General features: G+C 36.9%; 18 protein-coding genes. 17 read left to right on the forward strand and 1 reads right to left on the reverse strand.

What is annotated here, in order from left to right; translation table 11 throughout:
- The first annotated feature begins 59 nt into the window (after positions 1-59).
- The gene (locus AB1K81_RS13530) at positions 60-599 is read left to right on the forward strand and encodes a YkoP family protein (RefSeq protein ID WP_412977184.1); all 540 of its coding nucleotides are present in this window, start codon (positions 60-62) and stop codon (positions 597-599) included.
- 2 nt (positions 600-601) lie between these two features.
- Here AB1K81_RS13530 and AB1K81_RS13535 read toward each other — a convergent pair whose 3' ends face one another.
- Positions 602-1,426 carry a metallophosphoesterase gene (locus AB1K81_RS13535; RefSeq protein ID WP_412977185.1) on the reverse strand — a complete coding sequence of 275 codons (825 nt, stop codon included), beginning with the start codon at positions 1,424-1,426 and terminating at the stop codon, positions 602-604.
- A 93-nt stretch (positions 1,427-1,519) separates the two neighbouring features.
- On the opposite strand from AB1K81_RS13535, the gene AB1K81_RS13540 reads away from it, so the two are divergent.
- From AB1K81_RS13540 to AB1K81_RS13615, 16 genes are all read left to right on the forward strand, one after another.
- Entirely contained in the window at positions 1,520-2,620 is a 1,101-nt protein-coding gene (locus AB1K81_RS13540; protein WP_412977186.1) for an MGDG synthase family glycosyltransferase, read from the forward strand.
- A 178-nt stretch (positions 2,621-2,798) separates the two neighbouring features.
- Entirely contained in the window at positions 2,799-4,784 is a 1,986-nt protein-coding gene (uvrB, locus tag AB1K81_RS13545; RefSeq protein ID WP_412977187.1) for an excinuclease ABC subunit UvrB, read from the forward strand.
- A gap of 7 nt (positions 4,785-4,791) precedes the next feature.
- A complete protein-coding gene (uvrA, locus tag AB1K81_RS13550; protein ID WP_412977188.1) occupies positions 4,792-7,668 on the forward strand; it encodes an excinuclease ABC subunit UvrA in 2,877 nt (958 codons plus the stop codon).
- Between the two features lie 115 nt (positions 7,669-7,783).
- Entirely contained in the window at positions 7,784-8,137 is a 354-nt protein-coding gene (locus AB1K81_RS13555) for a YojF family protein (protein WP_412977189.1), read from the forward strand.
- 27 nt (positions 8,138-8,164) lie between these two features.
- The gene (gene bshB2 / locus AB1K81_RS13560) at positions 8,165-8,836 is read left to right on the forward strand and encodes a bacillithiol biosynthesis deacetylase BshB2 (RefSeq protein ID WP_412977190.1); all 672 of its coding nucleotides are present in this window, start codon (positions 8,165-8,167) and stop codon (positions 8,834-8,836) included.
- Positions 8,837-9,600: 764 nt separating this feature from the next.
- Positions 9,601-9,960, forward strand: coding sequence for a phage holin family protein (locus AB1K81_RS13565; protein WP_412977191.1), 360 nt, complete (start codon positions 9,601-9,603; stop codon positions 9,958-9,960).
- A 139-nt stretch (positions 9,961-10,099) separates the two neighbouring features.
- On the forward strand, positions 10,100-11,035 hold the full coding sequence (hprK, locus tag AB1K81_RS13570) for an HPr(Ser) kinase/phosphatase (protein WP_412977192.1): 936 nt from the start codon (positions 10,100-10,102) through the stop codon (positions 11,033-11,035).
- 4 nt (positions 11,036-11,039) lie between these two features.
- Positions 11,040-11,906, forward strand: coding sequence for a prolipoprotein diacylglyceryl transferase (lgt, locus tag AB1K81_RS13575; RefSeq protein ID WP_412977193.1), 867 nt, complete (start codon positions 11,040-11,042; stop codon positions 11,904-11,906).
- A 26-nt stretch (positions 11,907-11,932) separates the two neighbouring features.
- Positions 11,933-12,892: a nucleoside recognition domain-containing protein gene (locus AB1K81_RS13580; protein WP_412977194.1), complete on the forward strand. Its 960-nt coding sequence runs from the start codon at positions 11,933-11,935 to the stop codon at positions 12,890-12,892.
- Positions 12,867-13,502 (forward strand): pyrophosphatase PpaX, encoded by a 636-nt coding sequence (ppaX, locus tag AB1K81_RS13585; RefSeq protein WP_412977195.1) that lies wholly within the window; start codon positions 12,867-12,869, stop codon positions 13,500-13,502. Before AB1K81_RS13580 ends, ppaX begins: the two co-directional genes overlap by 26 nt.
- A 2-nt stretch (positions 13,503-13,504) precedes the next feature.
- Entirely contained in the window at positions 13,505-14,053 is a 549-nt protein-coding gene (locus tag AB1K81_RS13590; RefSeq protein WP_412977196.1) for an acyltransferase, read from the forward strand.
- 111 nt (positions 14,054-14,164) lie between these two features.
- On the forward strand, positions 14,165-15,814 hold the full coding sequence (locus tag AB1K81_RS13595) for a glycerol-3-phosphate dehydrogenase/oxidase (protein ID WP_412977197.1): 1,650 nt from the start codon (positions 14,165-14,167) through the stop codon (positions 15,812-15,814).
- Between the two features lie 147 nt (positions 15,815-15,961).
- Positions 15,962-16,972 carry a tetratricopeptide repeat protein gene (locus AB1K81_RS13600; protein WP_412977198.1) on the forward strand — a complete coding sequence of 337 codons (1,011 nt, stop codon included), beginning with the start codon at positions 15,962-15,964 and terminating at the stop codon, positions 16,970-16,972.
- 78 nt (positions 16,973-17,050) lie between these two features.
- Positions 17,051-18,001 carry a thioredoxin-disulfide reductase gene (gene trxB / locus AB1K81_RS13605; protein ID WP_412977199.1) on the forward strand — a complete coding sequence of 317 codons (951 nt, stop codon included), beginning with the start codon at positions 17,051-17,053 and terminating at the stop codon, positions 17,999-18,001.
- A gap of 454 nt (positions 18,002-18,455) precedes the next feature.
- A complete protein-coding gene (rapZ, locus tag AB1K81_RS13610; protein ID WP_412977200.1) occupies positions 18,456-19,340 on the forward strand; it encodes an RNase adapter RapZ in 885 nt (294 codons plus the stop codon).
- Between the two features lie 3 nt (positions 19,341-19,343).
- The gene (locus AB1K81_RS13615) at positions 19,344-20,303 is read left to right on the forward strand and encodes a gluconeogenesis factor YvcK family protein (protein ID WP_412977201.1); all 960 of its coding nucleotides are present in this window, start codon (positions 19,344-19,346) and stop codon (positions 20,301-20,303) included.
- Positions 20,304-20,315: the final 12 nt, after the last annotated feature.

The following is a 20,315-nucleotide window of genomic DNA, read 5'->3' on the forward strand; positions in this document are numbered from 1 at the left end:
TTTTCTGTTTTCATCCAAACTAATAACGCAAAATATCTACAGGAAGGATAATTATATGGATGAAAAGCTATTTATTAGGGTTTTGGAATGTATTTGACCCAATATATTATTCATTTACTAGATTACGGTATGTAAAGGACAGAGAAGAGAATAGAACGGTCTTTCGAGTTCGACTAACACGATATAAAGGAAGGAGAACAGTACTGAAAGACGGTACAGTAATTAACAAAAATGATTTACTTATGAAGATTCATCTACATAATGTAAAACTAATGAACGAGTTATATGCAGTGAAACACGATACAAAGCGTGCGGTATACATTTACCATATTGTGAAGAAGGCAATGCCACTTTTAGCGGACTATGTACAAAATCATAAGCGTTATGAGGAATTAAAGGGAATTATTGGGATAACCACATTACACAAAGGGACGAAACGTTTAGGTTTTGATAATGTCCCAATTCAACACCCGATTTATCGAACTTATAAAAAAATTACATTTACACCAATAAATTATTTAGCTAGCTCATCCAGTCATAATAATCCAGTATATTTATTCATGTCGAAGGATGAGCTAGTAAATAGATATAGTAAATAAGACTAAATAGCAACATCGTGTATAGTAATTTCTGGCCTACTACCCACACGGATATTAACACCGGTTTGACCTAATCCTTCACTAATATAGAATGGCGAATCATTATGCGTGTGTAGACCTTTAACCATATTCAAGCGGGGTAATTTCCCCATCTTTACTAAATGATAAGCTTTCGGATACAGGATTTGTCCACCATGAAAATGTCCAGCTAATAAATAATCAAAAGGATAATTATCCATCTCAAGTACCACGTTAGGGTCATGTGTTAAGACAATGTTTAATCCATCTTCAACTTGCTCATAGGATTTTTTCAGATTGCTTCGATTCGTACTATAATCATCGATACCGATAATATTAATCTTTTGCCCATTTATTTCTATAGTTTCAGACGTATTTTCCAAGACAGTACATCCATATTCGGTAAGAATAGATTTTAGTTTTAATAAATTTCCTTCTTTTAGGACATAATCATGATTACCTAGTACTGCATAGATACCATGTGTAGGCTTCATTGTTTGTAGTACTTCTAGATAGGGTACTAATATTGGTATGGAACGCTTACGGTCAAGGAAATCACCGGTAAGTGCAATGATATCTGGTTTTTCATCTTGAAGTTTACTAGCTAATTGAGATGGTGTGATTGAAATATTTTCTAAATGTAGATCAGATAAGTGTAAGATGGAAAGATTTGAGCGGTTCGTTTGTTGCTTTGTTGCAATTTGTATTTTATTAATTTGGATATCTTTTGTGTTTTGGTTTGCTTTATATATGGAAATGCTAATTATGGTTAGCAATATAGCAGATAGAATGATAACGATATAAGTCATTTGAATTCCTCCCCGAATAGGATTATACCATGCTTTATACATGTGAAGCATTGGTAAATCAAGGGATTCATTTGTACAATAAGGGTGAATGAATTGGAATCGAACTCAAAGAGCGATGCACTATTACTACCATTTATGCAAATTCCTACTGGCCATCACCATGTTGCAGATGCAGTTATGGAAGAATTAGACCGAACTGCACAAGAGATTAACTGTGAAAAGGTCGATATTTTATCTTATAGCTATGGGAAGGTAGAAAAGATTGTTTCTACTACATATTTAAATTGGATTAAAATGTTGCCTAAAGCATATGACTTACTCTATAACCGATTAGCTGTAAAGAATCAGTCGAAGCGATCAAGGCAGCTTTTATACGAAGCAATATTTCTATCCTTTTTCAAGAAATTAATGAAAGAAACAGAACCAAGAATTCTTTTTAATACTCATTGCCTTCCTTCAAACATAGCAAGCATTTTGAAGCAAAAAGGAAAACTTCATGCTATAACAGTTAATGTCTATACCGATTTTTTTATCAATCGAGTGTGGGGAATTGAGGGTATCGATTATCATTTAGTTCCTTCTATTACGGTCAAAGAATTTTTATTAAAATTAGGTGTAAATGAAGATAGGATTTTAATTACTGGAATTCCTGTCCATCCTGTCTTTCGAATCGATAGTAAAAGTAAGAGTAGTGAAAAGCTCCATGTGTTAATAACAGGGGGGAGCTTAGGTGTAGGATCGATAGAAAAGATTATTCCAACCCATCCTGAGATTAAATATACTGTCCTTTGTGGTCAAAATGAAAAACTATATCATGATCTACTAGAATGGAACCATCCATATGTTGAACCTATTCAGTATGTGGAGAGTAAAGAGGAAATGAATAGTTGGTATAATAAGGTGGATGCGGTAATAACGAAGCCTGGTGGAGTAACGATAAGTGAATGTTTGATGAAGCGGATTCCAATTTTTACTTGCAACGCTTTACCAGGGCAAGAAAAGGTAAACGAAATGGAATTAACAGATCTAGGTGTTATTAATCCTTTAAATCCATTTTTAAGTATGGAGAAACAAGTAAAAGATTTCTTTCAGGACAAAGATAAACAAAGACTTTATAAAGAAAAATTACACTTGTATCATCAATATTTAGAGGAAAAAACCTTATCTGAGATTTTGTTACGTATATGTAACTAACAAGAATTCAACTGTTCTTTTAGCAGTTGTTTTTCTTTTGTCTAATTTCTTGAATAGTAAGGATAAAATAGTTAGTATGTATATATAACAAAATAATCGAATGTTCGTTCGCATTTATGTTAAAATATATGGTAGATTATGGTACACTTATTTGTAGGTTAAAGGATGGAGGGAGAACATGGAAAATAATAAATTTGAATTAGTTTCAAAATACGAGCCAAAAGGAGACCAACCAAAAGCGATTCAAGAATTAGTCGATAAGGTGCTTGCTGGTCAGCGCCATCAAACATTGCTAGGAGCAACAGGTACTGGTAAGACATTTACTATATCTAATGTAGTAAAAGAAATAAATCGACCGACTTTAGTCATTGCTCATAATAAAACATTGGCAGGTCAATTGTATAGTGAATTCAAGGAATTTTTTCCTAATAATGCTGTAGAATATTTTGTTAGCTATTATGATTATTATCAACCAGAGGCATATGTCCCTTCCACCGATACGTTTATTGAAAAAGATGCCAGTATTAATGATGAAATTGATAAATTAAGGCACTCAGCTACTTCTGCCCTTTTTGAGCGTAATGATGTATTAATTGTGGCGAGTGTTTCTTGTATATATGGCTTAGGTAATCCTGAAGAATATAGTGCACAAGTGCTATCCCTTCGCATGGGAATGGAAAAAGATCGTGACCAACTCCTTCGTGATTTAGTAGATATACAGTATGCACGAAATGATATCGACTTCCAACGCGGGACGTTCCGTGTTCGTGGTGATTCTGTAGAGATTATTCCTGCTTCCCGTGAAGAACACTGTTTACGTATTGAATTTTTTGGTGATGAAATTGATAGGATTCGAGAAGTTGATGCTTTAACTGGTGAAATTATTGGAGACAGAGAGCATGTTGCAATATTTCCTGCTTCCCACTTCGTAACACGTGAAGAAAAGTTAAAGCTAGCTATTGCCAACATTGAAAAGGAATTGGAAGAACGCTTAGAAGAGCTTCGTAGTCAAAATAAATTATTAGAAGCACAACGTTTAGAACAAAGAACAAATTATGATTTAGAAATGATGCGAGAGATGGGTTTTTGCTCTGGAATCGAAAACTATTCAAGACATCTAACTTTACGAGAATCTGGTGCAACACCTTATACTTTATTAGATTATTTTCCTGAAGACTTTTTAGTAGTTGTGGATGAATCTCATGTTACGTTGCCGCAAATTCGTGGGATGTATAATGGCGACCAAGCTCGTAAGCAAGTTTTAGTTGACCACGGTTTCCGCTTACCTTCGGCGTTAGATAACAGACCACTTAAGTTTGACGAATTTGATAAGAAAGTAAAACAAATTATTTTTGTTTCTGCAACACCTGGTCCTTATGAGCTAGAACATACACCACAAATGACCGAGCAAATTATTCGACCTACTGGTTTACTCGATCCGAAAGTAGAAGTTCGTCCAATTGAAGGACAGATTGATGACTTAATCGCTGAAATTAATGCTCGGACAGCGAAAAATGAACGTGTGTTAGTAACTACATTAACGAAGAAAATGTCTGAGGATTTAACAGATTATCTAAAGGAAATAGGAATCAAAGTTGCTTACTTGCATAGTGAAATTAAAACATTAGAGCGAATTGAAGTAATTCGTGACCTTCGTGTAGGTAAATTTGATGTTCTGATTGGAATTAATTTACTACGAGAAGGATTAGATATTCCGGAAGTTTCATTAGTGGCTATTTTAGATGCTGACAAAGAAGGTTTCTTACGCTCAGAACGGTCCCTTATTCAGACGATGGGACGTGCCGCACGTAACGCGAACGGCCAAGTTATTATGTACGCGGATAAGATAACGGATTCCATGCAAAAGGCGATTGAAGAGACGGAACGCCGACGTAAAATTCAAATGGAATACAATGAAAAACATAATATTACGCCGACAACGATTAAGAAGGACGTTCGAGATATTATACGAGCAACCGTTGCTTCTGAAGATGGTGCAGAATATGAGGAAAAATCAAAGAGTCTAGCAAAGCTTACGAAGAAAGAAAGAGAAAAGGTTATCGAAAGTATGGAAAAAGAAATGCGAGAAGCTGCCAAAGCGCTTGACTTTGAAAAGGCTGCGGAACTTAGAGATATATTATTTGAACTTAAAGCGGAAGGATGACCAATAAATGCCAAGTAAAATGATTGATATTAAAGGTGCACGGGCACACAATTTAAAAAATATTGATATATCGATACCCAAAAACAAACTAGTAGTTGTAACAGGTCTATCTGGTTCCGGGAAATCGTCGCTAGCCTTTGATACGATTTACGCTGAAGGGCAAAGACGTTATGTAGAGTCGTTATCTGCATACGCTCGTCAGTTTTTAGGTCAAATGGATAAGGCGGATGTTGATACTATTGATGGGTTATCTCCAGCAATTGCGATTGATCAAAAAACAACAAGTAGAAATCCACGTTCAACAGTTGGAACGGTAACCGAAATATATGATTACTTACGACTTTTATACGCTAGAATTGGGCATCCAGTATGTCCTAACCATGGGATTGAAATTTCCTCACAAACGGTTCAGCAAATGGTTGACCGTATTATGGAATACCCAGAAAGAACGAAAATGCAGCTTCTAGCACCAGTTGTATCTGGTAGAAAAGGAGAACATGTAAAAGTATTAGAAAACCTGAAAAAAGAAGGCTTTGTTCGTATTCGTGTTGATAAAGAAATGCGAGAGGTTACAGAAGATATTAAACTAGAAAAAAATAAAAAACATACAATTGAAGTAGTAGTCGACAGATTGGTTGTGAAACACGGTATTGAAGCAAGACTTAGTGATTCATTAGAGACAGCGCTAAAGCTCGGTGAAGGAAAAGTTGTAGTAGATGTAATGGATGAAGAGGAGCTTATATTTAGTGAGAATCATGCTTGTCCTATATGTGGATTTTCCATTGGCGAACTAGAGCCTAGATTATTCTCTTTTAACAGCCCATTTGGTGCATGTCCAACCTGTGATGGACTTGGAACCAATTTAGAAGTTGATGTGGACTTAGTTATTCCGGATTGGGATAAAACGTTAAATGACAATGCAATTACTGCATGGGAGCCGGTAAGCTCTCAATATTACCCACAGCTTCTAAAAAGTGTATGTGAACATTTTGACATTGATATGGATATACCTGTAAAAGATATCCCGAAAGAACAAATGGACAAAATTTTATATGGGAGTGGTAATGAAAAAATTCATTTCTACTTTAAAAGTGACTTTGGACATACACGCAATGGAATGATTCAATTTGAGGGGGTTGTAAATAATATTGCCCGCCGGTATAAAGAATCATCCTCGGATTACGTTCGTGAAAGTCTGGAAAAATATATGGCTCAAAAACATTGTCCGACATGTAAGGGGCATCGTTTAAAAGAAGAAGCGTTGGCGGTTAAAATTGACGGTCTTCATATTAGCAACGTAACAGATTTTTCCATTACAGATGCTATGAACTTTTTCCAAGAATTAAATCTTAGTGAAAAAGAAAAGCAAATTGCTAAGTTACTAATAAAAGAAATTAATAATCGTTTAGATTTCTTAAATAATGTAGGACTAGATTATCTTACTTTATCCCGTACTGCTGGGACGCTTTCAGGTGGAGAGGCACAACGAATTCGTCTAGCTACCCAAATCGGTTCTGCCTTAACAGGTGTTCTTTATGTGCTAGATGAGCCGTCTATCGGTCTTCATCAACGTGACAATGATAAGTTAATTGAAGCATTAAAAGGAATGCGCGATTTAGATAACTCACTAATTGTCGTGGAACATGATGAAGATACGATGTTAGCAGCAGATTGGCTAATTGATATTGGTCCAGGTGCAGGAGAACATGGGGGACAAATCGTGGCTAGTGGTACACCGGAAGAAGTGATGAAAAGTAAAAAATCACTAACTGGTCAGTACCTTTCTGGCAAAAAATATATACCATTACCTGTTGAGAGAAGAAAACCAGATAAACGTTTTATTGAAGTAGTCGGAGCAAAGGAAAATAACTTGAAAAATGTATCAGTAAAAGTTCCAGTTGGACTGTTTAACGTTGTAACAGGAGTGTCTGGATCAGGTAAAAGCTCTCTCGTTAATGAAATCATCTTTAAATCACTATCAAGAGAACTTAACCGTAGTAAACAAATTCCCGGTGTGCATAAGGAAATTAAAGGATTAGAGCACTTAGAAAAAGTCATCAACATCGATCAATCGCCAATAGGACGTACACCAAGATCAAACCCTGCAACGTATACAGGTGTATTCGATGATATTCGTGACGTATATGCATCTACTAATGAAGCGAAGATCCGTGGATATAAAAAGGGACGTTTTAGCTTTAATGTCAAGGGTGGCCGTTGCGAGGCTTGTAAAGGTGACGGGATAATTAAAATTGAAATGCACTTCTTACCTGATGTCTATGTCCCGTGTGAAGTATGTCATGGGCAGCGTTACAACAGGGAAACATTAGAAGTAAAATATAAAGGGAAAAGTATTGCTGAAGTGTTGAATATGACCATAGAGGAAGCATTAGAGTTCTTTGCCAATATCCCTAAAATCAAGCGTAAGATCCAAACGATTGTGGATGTTGGATTAGGTTATGTTAGACTTGGTCAACCAGCCACAACATTATCTGGTGGGGAAGCGCAACGCGTGAAGCTTGCGAGTGAACTCCATCGCCGGACTAATGGTAAAACAATGTACATTCTAGACGAGCCAACTACTGGTCTTCATGTGGATGATATTAGCAGGTTATTAAAGGTCTTACAAAGATTAGTTGATAATGGTGATACGGTACTCATCATTGAACATAATCTCGATGTTATAAAGACGGCTGACTATCTAATTGATCTAGGTCCTGAAGGTGGTGCTGGTGGCGGTCAAATCATAGCAACAGGAACTCCAGAGCAAATTGCTGAACATCAAGCTTCTTATACTGGTCGATATTTAAAACCAGTACTTGAACGAGATAGAAAAAGACAAGAAGATGAATTAAAATCGAAAGAGAAGGTTAGTACGAAATAATTATGGATGTCTCAGAATCTGTCTGAGACATCCTTTTCCTTATCTAAGCGTTATTTTTGACGTACTATGTTCATTTCGGTAATGTAAAAAGTAGAAATGTACTAGGAGGAAGACTATGAAACCGATTGAGCTTGATAAAGTCCAAGATAAGCTTGAAAGCTTCGTTGGAAAAGATGTTTATGTTCATTTAGAAACGACAAATGGCGCATACGCAAGTCATGTTAATGAGAAAGCATATAATGTAGGAGCTTATATACGCAATGCAAAAGTACGTTTTAATCAAGCTAAAATAGTTGGAGATGGTAAGACCTATCGTGCAGGTTTAAAAATGGATATCGGGTGGATTTACGCGGAAGGATTAACGGATTGGACAATTCACGAAGGTGAGAAACTGTTAATGGCTGGACACGATCGTGAAGGGCGTTTAATGGTTGCTTTACAAATTAGTGAAACACCGTTTAATTACTAATTGGTACGAGAAAGAAGGGTGAACAAAATGGAAAAACATAAACATGTTGTTGTCATCTATCCACATCCAGATGATGAATCATTCGGAGCGGCTGGGACGATTGCAGAATTTCGTGAGCAAGGTGTTCCGGTAACATATCTTTGCGGAACATTAGGTGAAATGGGAAGAAATATGGGTAACCCAACTTTCGCTAACCGTGAAACACTACCAGAAATCAGAAAAAAAGAAATTACCGAAGCTAGTAGAGTGTTAGATATGGAGTTACGTCTTTTAGGATATCGGGACAAGACGTTAGAATATGAAGATCGTAATGAAGTAGCTCTTCATTTAAAAAGTATTTTAGACGAAATAGAACCAACCCTTGTCATTACCCACTATCCAGACCATGCTGTACATCCAGATCATAATGCACTTGGTGCTGCAGCTATTGAAGCAGTTCGCTTAATGAATCCAGAAAAACGTCCTATCGTATGGGCACAGGCGATTACACGTACCCACATTGAGGACTTAGGTAAACCAGATGTTATTAAGGACGTTCGAGATAATTTTGATAAAAAAATGGAAGCAATCCTTTGCCATCAATCTCAAGCTAGTGGTGTTATCCGTAGCTGGAATCAAAGTGAGGACTTGAGCGATGATTTGAAAGAACAAGCAAAAGAACGATTAGGTTTTGAGTCATTTTATATTTGGAAATTTTAAATTGAATCCCCTGCGCTATGTAGTGCAGGGGATTTTTTGGGTTTAGCGTTGCTGCGGGGATGTTGAAGTGGATTGGTACAGTGGGACTGCTTCCACCATTCTGAAGTTACATCAACCTATATTCACGAGCTATCGGGTTCACATGAGTCCAAGCCTGAAGTAGATGCACCCAACCCCCAGTCACATGAACCCAAACACGAAGAGGATGTGCCCACCTCGAATCGGATGAGTCCAAAAGCCAAATAGATGCACCCGCCCCTGAATTACATGAGCCCAAAAGTCTGTTGGATGTGCCCACCTCGAATTGGATGAGTCCAAAAGTCCAAAAGAAGCGCCCACCCCGTAGTCTCATGAGCCCAAAAGACAAAAAGAAGCGCCCGCCCCTGAATAACATGCGCCTAAAAGTCTATTGGATGTGTTCACCTCGAATCGGATGAGCCCAAAAGTCCAAAAGATGCACCCGACCCGTAGTCTCATGAGCCCAAAAGACAAAAAGAAGCGCCCGCCCCTGAATAACATGAGCCCAAAAGTCTATTGGATGTGCCCACCTCGAATCGGATGAGCCCAAAGGTCAAAAAGAAGCGCCCGCCCCTGAATAACATGAGTCCAAAAGTCTAACGGATGGACCCGACCCCAAATAGCATGCGCCCAAACACAAAGTAGATACCCCCACTCAACTATTAAAAAGAGACAACCATAAGAAGGAGAATCTGTTTTTATGTAGAATAGATTATCATGTAAGGATATGAAGGGTGGTGGGTATAATGTTTTTGCGAGGGATATTGTCTCTAGTTTTAAATGCTATTGCGTTAATTGTAGTGGCGCAGCTTTTTGATTCCTTTCATTTGGAGGGATTTGGTACAGCGCTTTTAGCCGCATTCATATTAGCGGTGCTTAATGTAATTGTTAAACCAATTCTAGTGATTTTAACTTTACCTTTTACCATATTAACATTAGGGCTATTCTTGTTTGTCATTAATGCGGTAACATTAATGATTACGCAAGGAGTGATTGGGGATTCTTTTGTGATAGAGGGATTTGGTACAGCACTTCTGGCAGCTGTTATTCTATCTATTCTAAACTTACTACTTAATAGACTAGTTAAAGATACATTAACTTCATAATGTATACGCTAAGCATAGGAGGTACACCCTATGCTTTTTTTCTTTTAACAACCTGAACACTAGTACATCTTTTTTCCTTCCTTTTATAAAAATATGCTACAATGGGAAGCAGTTAGGACTGCTAATGGAGGAAAGGTAAATGACAACAATCGTACGTACTAAAGAATTGCTGGAAAACTTCAATTTAGAGTTAGTAGCTGGTGAGGAAGGCATACATAGAGAAATTACAACAAGTGATATTTCTCGTCCTGGTATTGAAATGACGGGATATTTTAAGTATTACCCAAAAGAAAGATTGCAGTTAATTGGTAAAACAGAAATGACTTATTTTCTGGATTTAAGCCTGGAAGAGCAGCAAGATAGAATGGAAAAAATCTGTACTGATATTACACCGGGTATTGTTGTAACGAGAGGCATGACAATTCCTCAGGTGATGATTGATGCTTCCAATAATTCTGGGGTACCAATTCTCCATTCTCCGAGGAAAACAACAAGGGTTATAAGTAGACTGACAAATTTCCTAGAGGCGAAGTTTGCACCGTTTACAGCAATTCACGGGGTGCTAGTAGATATTTATGGTGTTGGGGTATTAATCACTGGCCAGAGTGGTGTCGGTAAAAGTGAAACGGCACTAGAACTAGTAAAACGTGGTCATCGACTAGTCGCTGATGATAGTGTTGAAATTCGCCAAGAGGATTATGATACATTAATCGGAAATTCTCCACCATTAATTGAGCATTTACTAGAAATCCGTGGTCTTGGGATTATTAATGTCATGACATTATTTGGTGCTGGTGCCGTACGTAGTAATAAGAAGATATCTTTAATTATTAACTTGGAAATTTGGGATCCGAAGAAGCAGTACGATCGATTAGGATTAGATGAAGAAAAAATGAAAATTATGGATGTGGAGCTTCCGAAAGCAACGATTCCGGTTCGCCCAGGGCGTAACTTAGCAGTTATTATTGAGGTGGCAGCGATGAACTTCCGTTTAAAGCGTATGGGTGTCAATGCGGCAGAAGAGTTTTCGGAACGATTATCAAAAATGATTGTACAAGAGAAGGAACAGGAGTGAGAATATGAGTTGTGATGCACCAACTCTTGATCGGGTATTCCTACAAATTGGTTCTTTACCAATCTATTGGTATGGAGTAATCATTGCTACAGGAGCATTTCTTGGTCTTTATATTGCAATGAGGGAATCGGATCGATTGGGACTGAAAAAAGATTTGTTCGTAGATTTAGTAGTTTTTGCAATTCCAATTTCAATACTTTTCGCAAGAATTTACTATGTGACATTTGAGTGGGAACGTTATGCCGGTGGCCCATGGTGGAAGGTATTTGCGGTTTGGGAAGGTGGAATTGCAATACACGGCGCATTAATTGGTGCGGTATTAACAGCTGTAGTGTTTGCTCGTGTGAAAAAAGTACCTTTCTGGCAATTGGCAGATATTGCGGCACCTAGTTTAATTTTAGGTCAAGCAATTGGTCGTTGGGGTAACTTTATGAATCAAGAGGCCCATGGTGGACCAATTACAGATTCTGGTGTGCTCGATATGCACTATACCCTTCTACCTGATTTTATTATGAATCAGATGTGTATAGAGGGAACACACTATTATCCGACGTTCTTATACGAATCTTTATGGAATATTTTAGTACTTATATTACTATTATGGTTACGTCGGAAAAATCTAGTTCGTGGTACAGTATTCTTAATTTACTTAGCAGCATATTCGGTAGGTCGTTTCTTCATTGAAGGGATGCGTACAGATAGCTTATACATTGTAGATAATCTTCGTACTGCGCAATTTATCTCTATATTAATTATCGTGGGTGCTATTGGTCTAATTATATATCGCTATAAAACAGTTAAAATGCGATATGACGATGTAGAAGGGAAGAAAAAGCCAGATAAAAATAAAAAGTCTAAGAAGAAAAAATAGCAGCCTTAGAAAGAGGGAAACGATAGATGTCTGGTATTATTATGCGAGGTTTTAAGCAAGGACTTCAAACAACCTGGACGTTAGGAAAGGTCATTTTTCCAATTACTTTGATCATTACGGTTTTACAATTTACTCCTGTATTACCCTGGATCATTGATAAAATTAGTCCATTAATGGGACTCCTAGGTTTATCAGGGGAAGCCGCTGTACCTCTCGTACTAGGTAATGCATTAAATTTATACGCTAGTATTGGTGCTATTATTTCCTTTGATTTTACGGTGAAAGAAGTTTTTATCATGGCGATCATGCTTTCATTCTCACATAATTTATTTATCGAGTCGGCAGTGGCTTCAAAGGTAGGAATTAAGTGGTGGATTATTATTAGTGTTCGTATTGGGCTTGCCTTAACTGCTGCAACGATTATTAACTTAGTTTGGCAAGGTGGTAGTGAGCAAGCGCAATACGGACTAATCTCTAATAATTCGACCGATTTATCAGGTTGGCTAGAGATTAGCATACACGGAATAACTACAGCATTACTTGCCGTTGCGCAGTTAGCTATAATCGTAATCCCGCTTATGGTCATCATGCAATTTTTAAGGGAAAAAGGATGGTTGACAAAGCTATCCAATGTCTTTGCTCCGATAACAAAAGTATTGGGTATGGAAAAAAATACTTCGATGACATTAGTGGCAGGACTGACTATTGGGCTTGCATATGGAGCAGGTCTGATGATTCAAGCTGTGAAGGAAGACGGTGTTTCAAAGAAAGATATGACGCTAGCTTTAATTTTTCTCGTTTCCTGTCACGCAGTAGTGGAAGATACACTAATATTTATTCCATTAGGCATTCCGGTTTGGCCCTTATTATTAATCAGGTTAGTAACTGCAACAGTTTTAACCATCACTATAGCCTTCATTTGGAAACGAGCAGACGAGCGTAAGAGAAAGGAAATCACCAATGAACATTCATACCATACTATTTGATTTGGACGGAACTTTAATTGATACGAATGAATTAATTAATGAATCCTTTAGACATACTTTTAAACAATTTGGTTTGGAATATACACATGAGGAGATTCTAGCCTTTAATGGTCCACCACTTCAAGCAACGTTTGAAAAAATTGACCTAGATAAAGCGGAAGCTATGATTTCCACATATCGAAAACATAATCTTGCTCATCATGATAGTTATGTTAAAGCCTTTCCAAATGTGAAAGATACATTAGAACTATTGAAAGAAAGTGGATTAAAATTAGGTATCGTTACAACGAAAATGCGTAAGACAGCAATAAGAGGAATGAAGCTAACAGGAATCTATGATTATTTTGATACGATTATTGGTTTAGATGATATTACTAACGCAAAGCCACACCCCGAACCCGTGTTAACTGCAATGAAATATTTAAATGCAGATCCAGAAACAACATTAATGATTGGAGATAATTCTCATGATATAGAGTCAGGTCAAAACGCGGGTGTGAAAACTGCTGGAGTTTCCTGGTCACTTAAGGGTGAGGAAGCGCTAAGAAAATATAATCCTACTTATATGCTACAGGACATGAAGGATTTAATTGAAATCATTGAGGTGTAAGTATGCGAAACACAGAACGCCATCCTGTCCAAGAAAATAATTCACTTTGGCAAATTTATAAAACTGTCTCCTTTTGGAAGGTAGTTAAAAACTTTGTTGTCATTCAAATTGCCAGATATACTCCTTTTTTAAGTATGAAAAATTGGTTATATCGCGTATTTTTGCGTATGAAGGTTGGCAAGAAAACAGCTTTTGCGCTAATGGTGATGCCAGATATCATGTTCCCAGAAAAAATCACCGTCGGGGACAATTCGGTAATCGGTTATAACACGACGATATTAGCTCATGAATATTTAATTAAAGAGTATCGATTAGGAGAAGTCATCATTGGTAATGAAGTAATGATTGGTGCTAATAGCACAATTCTTCCCGGTATTACAATTGGCGATGGTGCAATAGTTTCTGCAGGAACACTAGTCCATAAGGATGTGCCAGCAGGTGCTTTTGTCGGTGGTAATCCAATGAAAATGATTTATACAAAAGAAGAAATGGAGAATCGTGCGAAAGAATTCCTCCAGGATAGAATGAACCGCAATTCAACTAATGATTAGAATTACATTAGTTGGTTGTGGTTTTTTTAATGCATTTTTCCCACATGCATTCTAAAAAGAAAGGACTAACTAATAGATTAGTATTAATAAATATTTTAAGGGGGAACGGTAATGGGGAGTTTTTCAAGTTTCGATCGAAGAAAAATATTGGAAGCGATGAAAAAAGAAGATCTTGATTTACTCATTATTGGTGGAGGAATAACAGGTTCTGGAATTGCATTAGACGCGGTTACTCGAGGACTTAAAACAGCTGTTGTAGAAATGCAGGATTTTGCGGCTGGTACGTCAAGTCGCTCAACTAAACTCGTACATGGTGGTCTTCGTTATTTAAAGCAATTTGAATTTAAGATGGTCGCAGAGGTTGGCAAAGAGAGGGCTATTGTATATGAAAATGGACCTCACGTTACAACACCAGAATGGATGCTTCTGCCTTTCCACAAAGGGGGAACATTTGGCCCGTTAACAACGAATATTGGACTTAGATTTTATGATTATTTAGCTGGAGTTAAGCGATCGGAACGGAGAAAAATGTTATCTGCAAAAGATGCGTTACGGATGGAACCATTGATAAAGAAGGATGGATTAAAAGGTGCCGGTTTTTATGTGGAATATAAGACTGATGACGCACGCTTAACAATAGAAGTCATAAAAAAAGCAGTCGAAGAAGGAGCCTATGCGATTAATTATACAAAAGTGACTTCCTTTATCTACAATGACACTGGAAAGATAATTGGGGTGGAAGTAGAGGACCAATCAAATGGGGAAACCCATAAAATCTATGCGAAAAAAATCGTAAATGCATGTGGACCTTGGGTAGATAAGTTGCGTAAGTTAGATGGTTCCAAACAAGGAAAACATCTTCAATTAACAAAAGGTGTTCACCTAGTATTTTCTCAAGAAAGATTTCCCTTACAACAGGCTATTTACTTTGATACACCTGATGGCAGAATGATTTTTGCCATACCTCGGGATGGAAAGACCTATGTAGGTACAACTGATACGACTTATGAAGGTGACATTTCCCATCCAACGATGAACCGAGAAGACCGAGATTATGTTATAGATGCTATTAATTATATGTTTCCTACTCTTAAAATTAAGGCAGAAGATTTGGAATCAAGCTGGGCTGGATTAAGACCTTTAATTGCTGAAGATGGTAAAAAGCCAGGTGAAATCTCGAGAAAGGACGAAATTTTTATATCTAACTCCGGATTGATTTCTATGGCAGGTGGGAAGCTGACAGGTTATCGGAAAATGGCTGAACAAGCGGTTAATACCGTCGTTAAGCAGTTAAAAGATGTGTATACGGAATCGGTAACGAAACATCTTCCTATATCTGGTGGGGAGGTGAATGGTTCAAAAGGATTTGAAAAGTTTTTGAAGGAAAAAGTAGATCAAGGAGTGCTGTTAGGTATTGAATATAATGTGGCCAGGCAATTAGTCAAAAGATATGGGGCTAATGTTGAAAAGGTATTTGAGTTGTTTGAAACGAATAAGTTAGAAGCTAGGGAAGAAGGAATTGACCCAGTTGTTTTTGCACAGCTTTGTTATAGCATAGAAAATGAACTTGTTTATAAACCGACCGACTTCTTTATTAGAAGAACGGGTGCTTTATTTTTTAATATTAATTGGGTTAGAGAACATAAAGCAGGTGTGATTAAATACATGAGAAAAAAATTAAATTGGAACGCAGAACGAAACGTCGACTTTGCGAAAGAGTTGGATACTTTACTGAAAGAGGCTGTAGAACCGACTAGTTAATAAAAAGGTCTCCCCACTATGAAATTTTTAGGGGAGGCTTTTTCTAATGACTACTTAGCTATTATGTAACATCCCAAACTTAGTATATAATTTCACCTATAAGTATGGTATACTTCTAGCGATATGTGAAAAAATAGGGGGATATGCATGCAACCAGTAGAAAAAAAGGAAAAACAAGCACAAACTAATAATGTTATCCCTTTTATCCCTACAGGTGATTTCTATTTTGCAAAAGGTGTAGAAGCGTTTCGTAAAAGAAAGTTTGATGTTGCATTAAAATGGTTAACAAAAGCGGTAGAAACCGCCCCAGATAATCCATTATACCAATGTCAAATGTCAATCATCTATACAGAAACCGGTTCTTTTCATAAGGCAAATCAAATTTTAACGAATGTATTACAAGCTACAGGTGACCAATATGTAGATTGTTATTATTTACTTGCAAATAATTATGCCCACTTGGGACTTTTAAATGATGCGAAGAAATTTGCTGTGTCATATTTAGATAAGGAACCTGATGGTGATTTTAGTGACGATGCTAAATCATTATTGCAGTTAATTGAAATAGATGATGACATGGAGGATGATGATTGGGAGCTTGATGAAGAGGATGAACTCTTAGTATATCAAGAGACGGTATTTCATCATTTAGAAAATAGTGAATGGGATAAAGCTTTAGCTTTATTAGAGGAAATGATTTTACTTTTTCCCGAGCATAAAATAGCTCATCATGAATATACATTTGCACTCTTCTTTTCAGGTAGAAAAGAGGAAGCTATTGAAAAAGAGCTTGAATTATTTAAGGAAGATACAAATAATTTATACAGTCATACGAATCTAGCTGTTTTTTATTATGAGACAGGCAATGAAAGAGAATATGAAAAGCATATAGGTGCATTACTAAATATATACCCGATGCATGAACAACAAAAATTACGTATTGCTGTGACGTTAGCTCGAACAGGATTATCTGAAGAAGCATACAATCGTTTTCGTATGCTTGATAAAGGAATCGTGAAAAGTCATATTTCGTACTATCGTTGGTATAGTATGACAGCTTATCGTTTAGGTGAACCTTCAAAGGCATTAAGCTTATGGGAAGAAGGTTGTCGTAGACATCCTAAATTATCAGCTGAAGAAGGTCCTTGGAATTCTTGAGCATTTCAATAGACGGGGAATGATAAATTTTATACCCTTTAGATAGAGTACTAATTGTTTTAGAAAGGGGCGTTAAACATGTCCGAAGAAAAAATATACGATTTAATTATTGCCGGTGCAGGTCCAGCAGGTATGACTGCAGCACTTTACGCATCTAGAGCTAACTTGGATACGTTAATGATTGAACGTGGTATTCCAGGTGGACAAATGGCAAATACAGAAGACGTAGAGAATTATCCGGGCTATGATCATATTCTTGGACCGGATTTATCTAATAAAATGTTTGAGCATGCAAAGAAGTTTGGTGCTGAGTATGCATATGGTGATATAAAAAGTGTTGAGGACGAAGGAGATTATAAAGTAATCAATGCTGGTTCAAAAGTTTTTAAAACGAAAGCACTTATTATTGCTACAGGTGCCCAATATAAAAAACTCGGCATTCCTGGTGAAGAAGAATTAGGCGGTCGCGGTGTTTCGTATTGTGCAGTATGTGACGGTGCTTTCTTTAAGGAAAGAGAACTGATTGTCATTGGTGGAGGAGACTCCGCTGTTGAAGAGGGAGTTTACTTAACTAAATTTGCTAGTAAAGTAACTATTGTACACCGCCGTGAAGAGCTACGTGCACAAAAAATCCTTCAACAACGTGCTTTTGATAATGAAAAAGTTGATTTCATTTGGAATACAACAGCAGAAAAAATCAATGGTCCGGAAGGTAAAGTTTCCAGTGTTACACTAAAAGACTTGGTAACCGGTGAAACTTATGAAAAGCCTGCTGATGGTGTATTTGTTTATATTGGAATGGTACCATTAAGTGAACCATTTAAGTCGTTAGGTATTACAAATGATGAAGGATATGTAGTCACTAACGATAACATGGAAACTGCTATTCCTGGAATCTATGCAGCTGGTGACATTCGCGACAAGAAGCTGAGACAAATCGTAACGGCAACCGGTGATGGATCGATTGCTGCACAAGCAGCTCAAGCATATATAGAGGAATTAGAAGAAAAAATAAAAGCGAAAAATTAAGGTAAATTTTGAAAGTAAAAACATCTTAACGTTGTTGTAACACGCACGAAACATTTATGGGGTACAATATAATTAACTAATTGACCCCCTTTTTAATAGATAGATTAGTTATTGGCGCAGATGTATATCATCTGCGTATTTTTTTTATTTTTCTTACGAGAACTGCGGACCGAGCTGGTGAGCTTCTTCGGAACTAAAGCTCCTGTGGGATCTCACCTCGGCCTGTCCCCCTGCAGGAGTCTCCGTGTATTCGGGCCGCTTAGTACAAAAAAATTTTTCATCTATAATATAATCAACTATTCAATATTTACACTTTATCATCAAAACAGGAAAAATAATCATTTTCTTGTAGCATTAAATTAATTACATGTATAATAGATATAGTAGTGTAAACTTTTGCTACATTCGAGATGTAGCTTTATATACTTTAAGCGAACGGTATGGGGTGAAGGAAATGACAAATGTTGAGCAAGAAACAAAAATGGTCATCATAACTGGAATGTCAGGTGCCGGTAAAACCGTCGCTATTCAAAGTTTTGAAGACTTAGGCTACTACTGTGTAGATAATTTACCACCTGCATTATTGCCGAAGTTTTTAGAATTAATGCGAGATTCTACAAATAATATTCATAAAGTTGCACTTGTTATGGATCTTCGTGGGAGAGAATTTTTTGATTCGTTATTTGAAGCACTTGATATTTTAAGTGAAGAAGAGTGGTTAGATGAGCACATCTTATTCCTTGATGCAAACGATGAAAAGCTTGTTACAAGATATAAAGAAACAAGACGCTCCCATCCTTTGGCTATTGGAGATTTACCACTTAAAGGGATTAAACAAGAACGTCAAATACTCGATGAAATGCGAGGACGTGCACATAAAGTTATCGATACAACTAATTTGAAACCACGTCAATTACGTGAAAAAATCCTTAAATTTTATTCCGAGGAGAAACAGGAGATTTTCTCGGTAAATATGGTATCCTTCGGCTTTAAATATGGAATTCCAATTGATGCTGATCTAGTGTTTGATGTGCGTTTTCTTCCTAATCCACATTATGTTGCCAATTTACAGCCTTTAACAGGTCTTAATCCGGATGTCTCCTCCTATGTTTTCAAGTGGTCAGAAACACAGAAATTCCAGGAAAAAGTGTTGGATTTATTGCAATTCATGCTTCCTCAATATAAAAAAGAAGGGAAGTCACAGCTTGTAATTGGAATTGGTTGTACAGGTGGACAACATCGCTCTGTTGCTTTGGCAGAGTATTTTGCTAAAAAATTAGCAGGTAATTATATTACGCATGTTACCCATCGAGATATCGAAAAAAGAAAGGGCCATTAAATCATGACAGAACAGAATCTACCACGAATTGTGGTTATTGGCGGAGGAACTGGGATGCCAGTTCTTTTGCGTGGTCTTAAAAATCTCCCAATAAAACTTAAAGCGTTAGTGACAGTTGCAGACGATGGTGGTAGCACTGGAAGAATTAGAAATGACTTGGCTATTCCGGCACCCGGCGATATTCGGAATGTTATCGCAGCAATGTCTGAAGTTGAACCGATGTTAGTACAGCTATTTCAACATCGATTTGCAGATGGAAATGATCTATCAGGTCATTCCATGGGAAACCTACTATTAGCTGCAATGACTTCTATCACAGGAGACTTTTATACTGGAATTAAGGAGATTTCAAGGGTTTTAAACGTAAAGGGGAAGATTTATCCTATTTCTAATGAGAATATTTCATTGTGTGCAGAGATGAAGGATGGATCAATTGTGGAAGGGGAATCTAATATACCATTATCAGGTAAAGAAATAAAGCGTGTATTTTTGAATCCTGAAGATGTTTCGCCACTACCAAATGCGATAAAAGCAATTGAAACAGCAGATTTAATTGTCATCTCACCTGGTAGCTTGTTTACTAGTATTATGCCAAACTTAATCATTCCTCAAATTGGTGAAGTTCTACAAAAAGCGAAAGCTAAAATTGTTTATGTTTGTAACGTGATGACTCAAGCTGGGGAAACTACAGGCTTTTCAGCAAGTGATCATGTACAAGCAATTATCAATCATGTAGGAAATAATGTAATTGATGCAGTTGTAGTGAATAGAGAAAAAATCGCTCCCGAAATTCGTGATATTTATGCTGGGGAAAATGCAGAACCAGTTGTTTATGATGTTGAAAGATTATTGGATATGGGACTAGAAATTATAGAGGGCGATATAATTGATTACTCAAGGGGAACAATTCGCCATGATACAGAAAAAATTGCTAACCTTTTATTTTCATTAATTAAAAAATAAGGTAAAGGAGGG

It is taken from the genome of Ornithinibacillus jepli (assembly GCF_047228935.1).
Taxonomy (GTDB): domain Bacteria; phylum Bacillota; class Bacilli; order Bacillales; family Amphibacillaceae; genus Ornithinibacillus.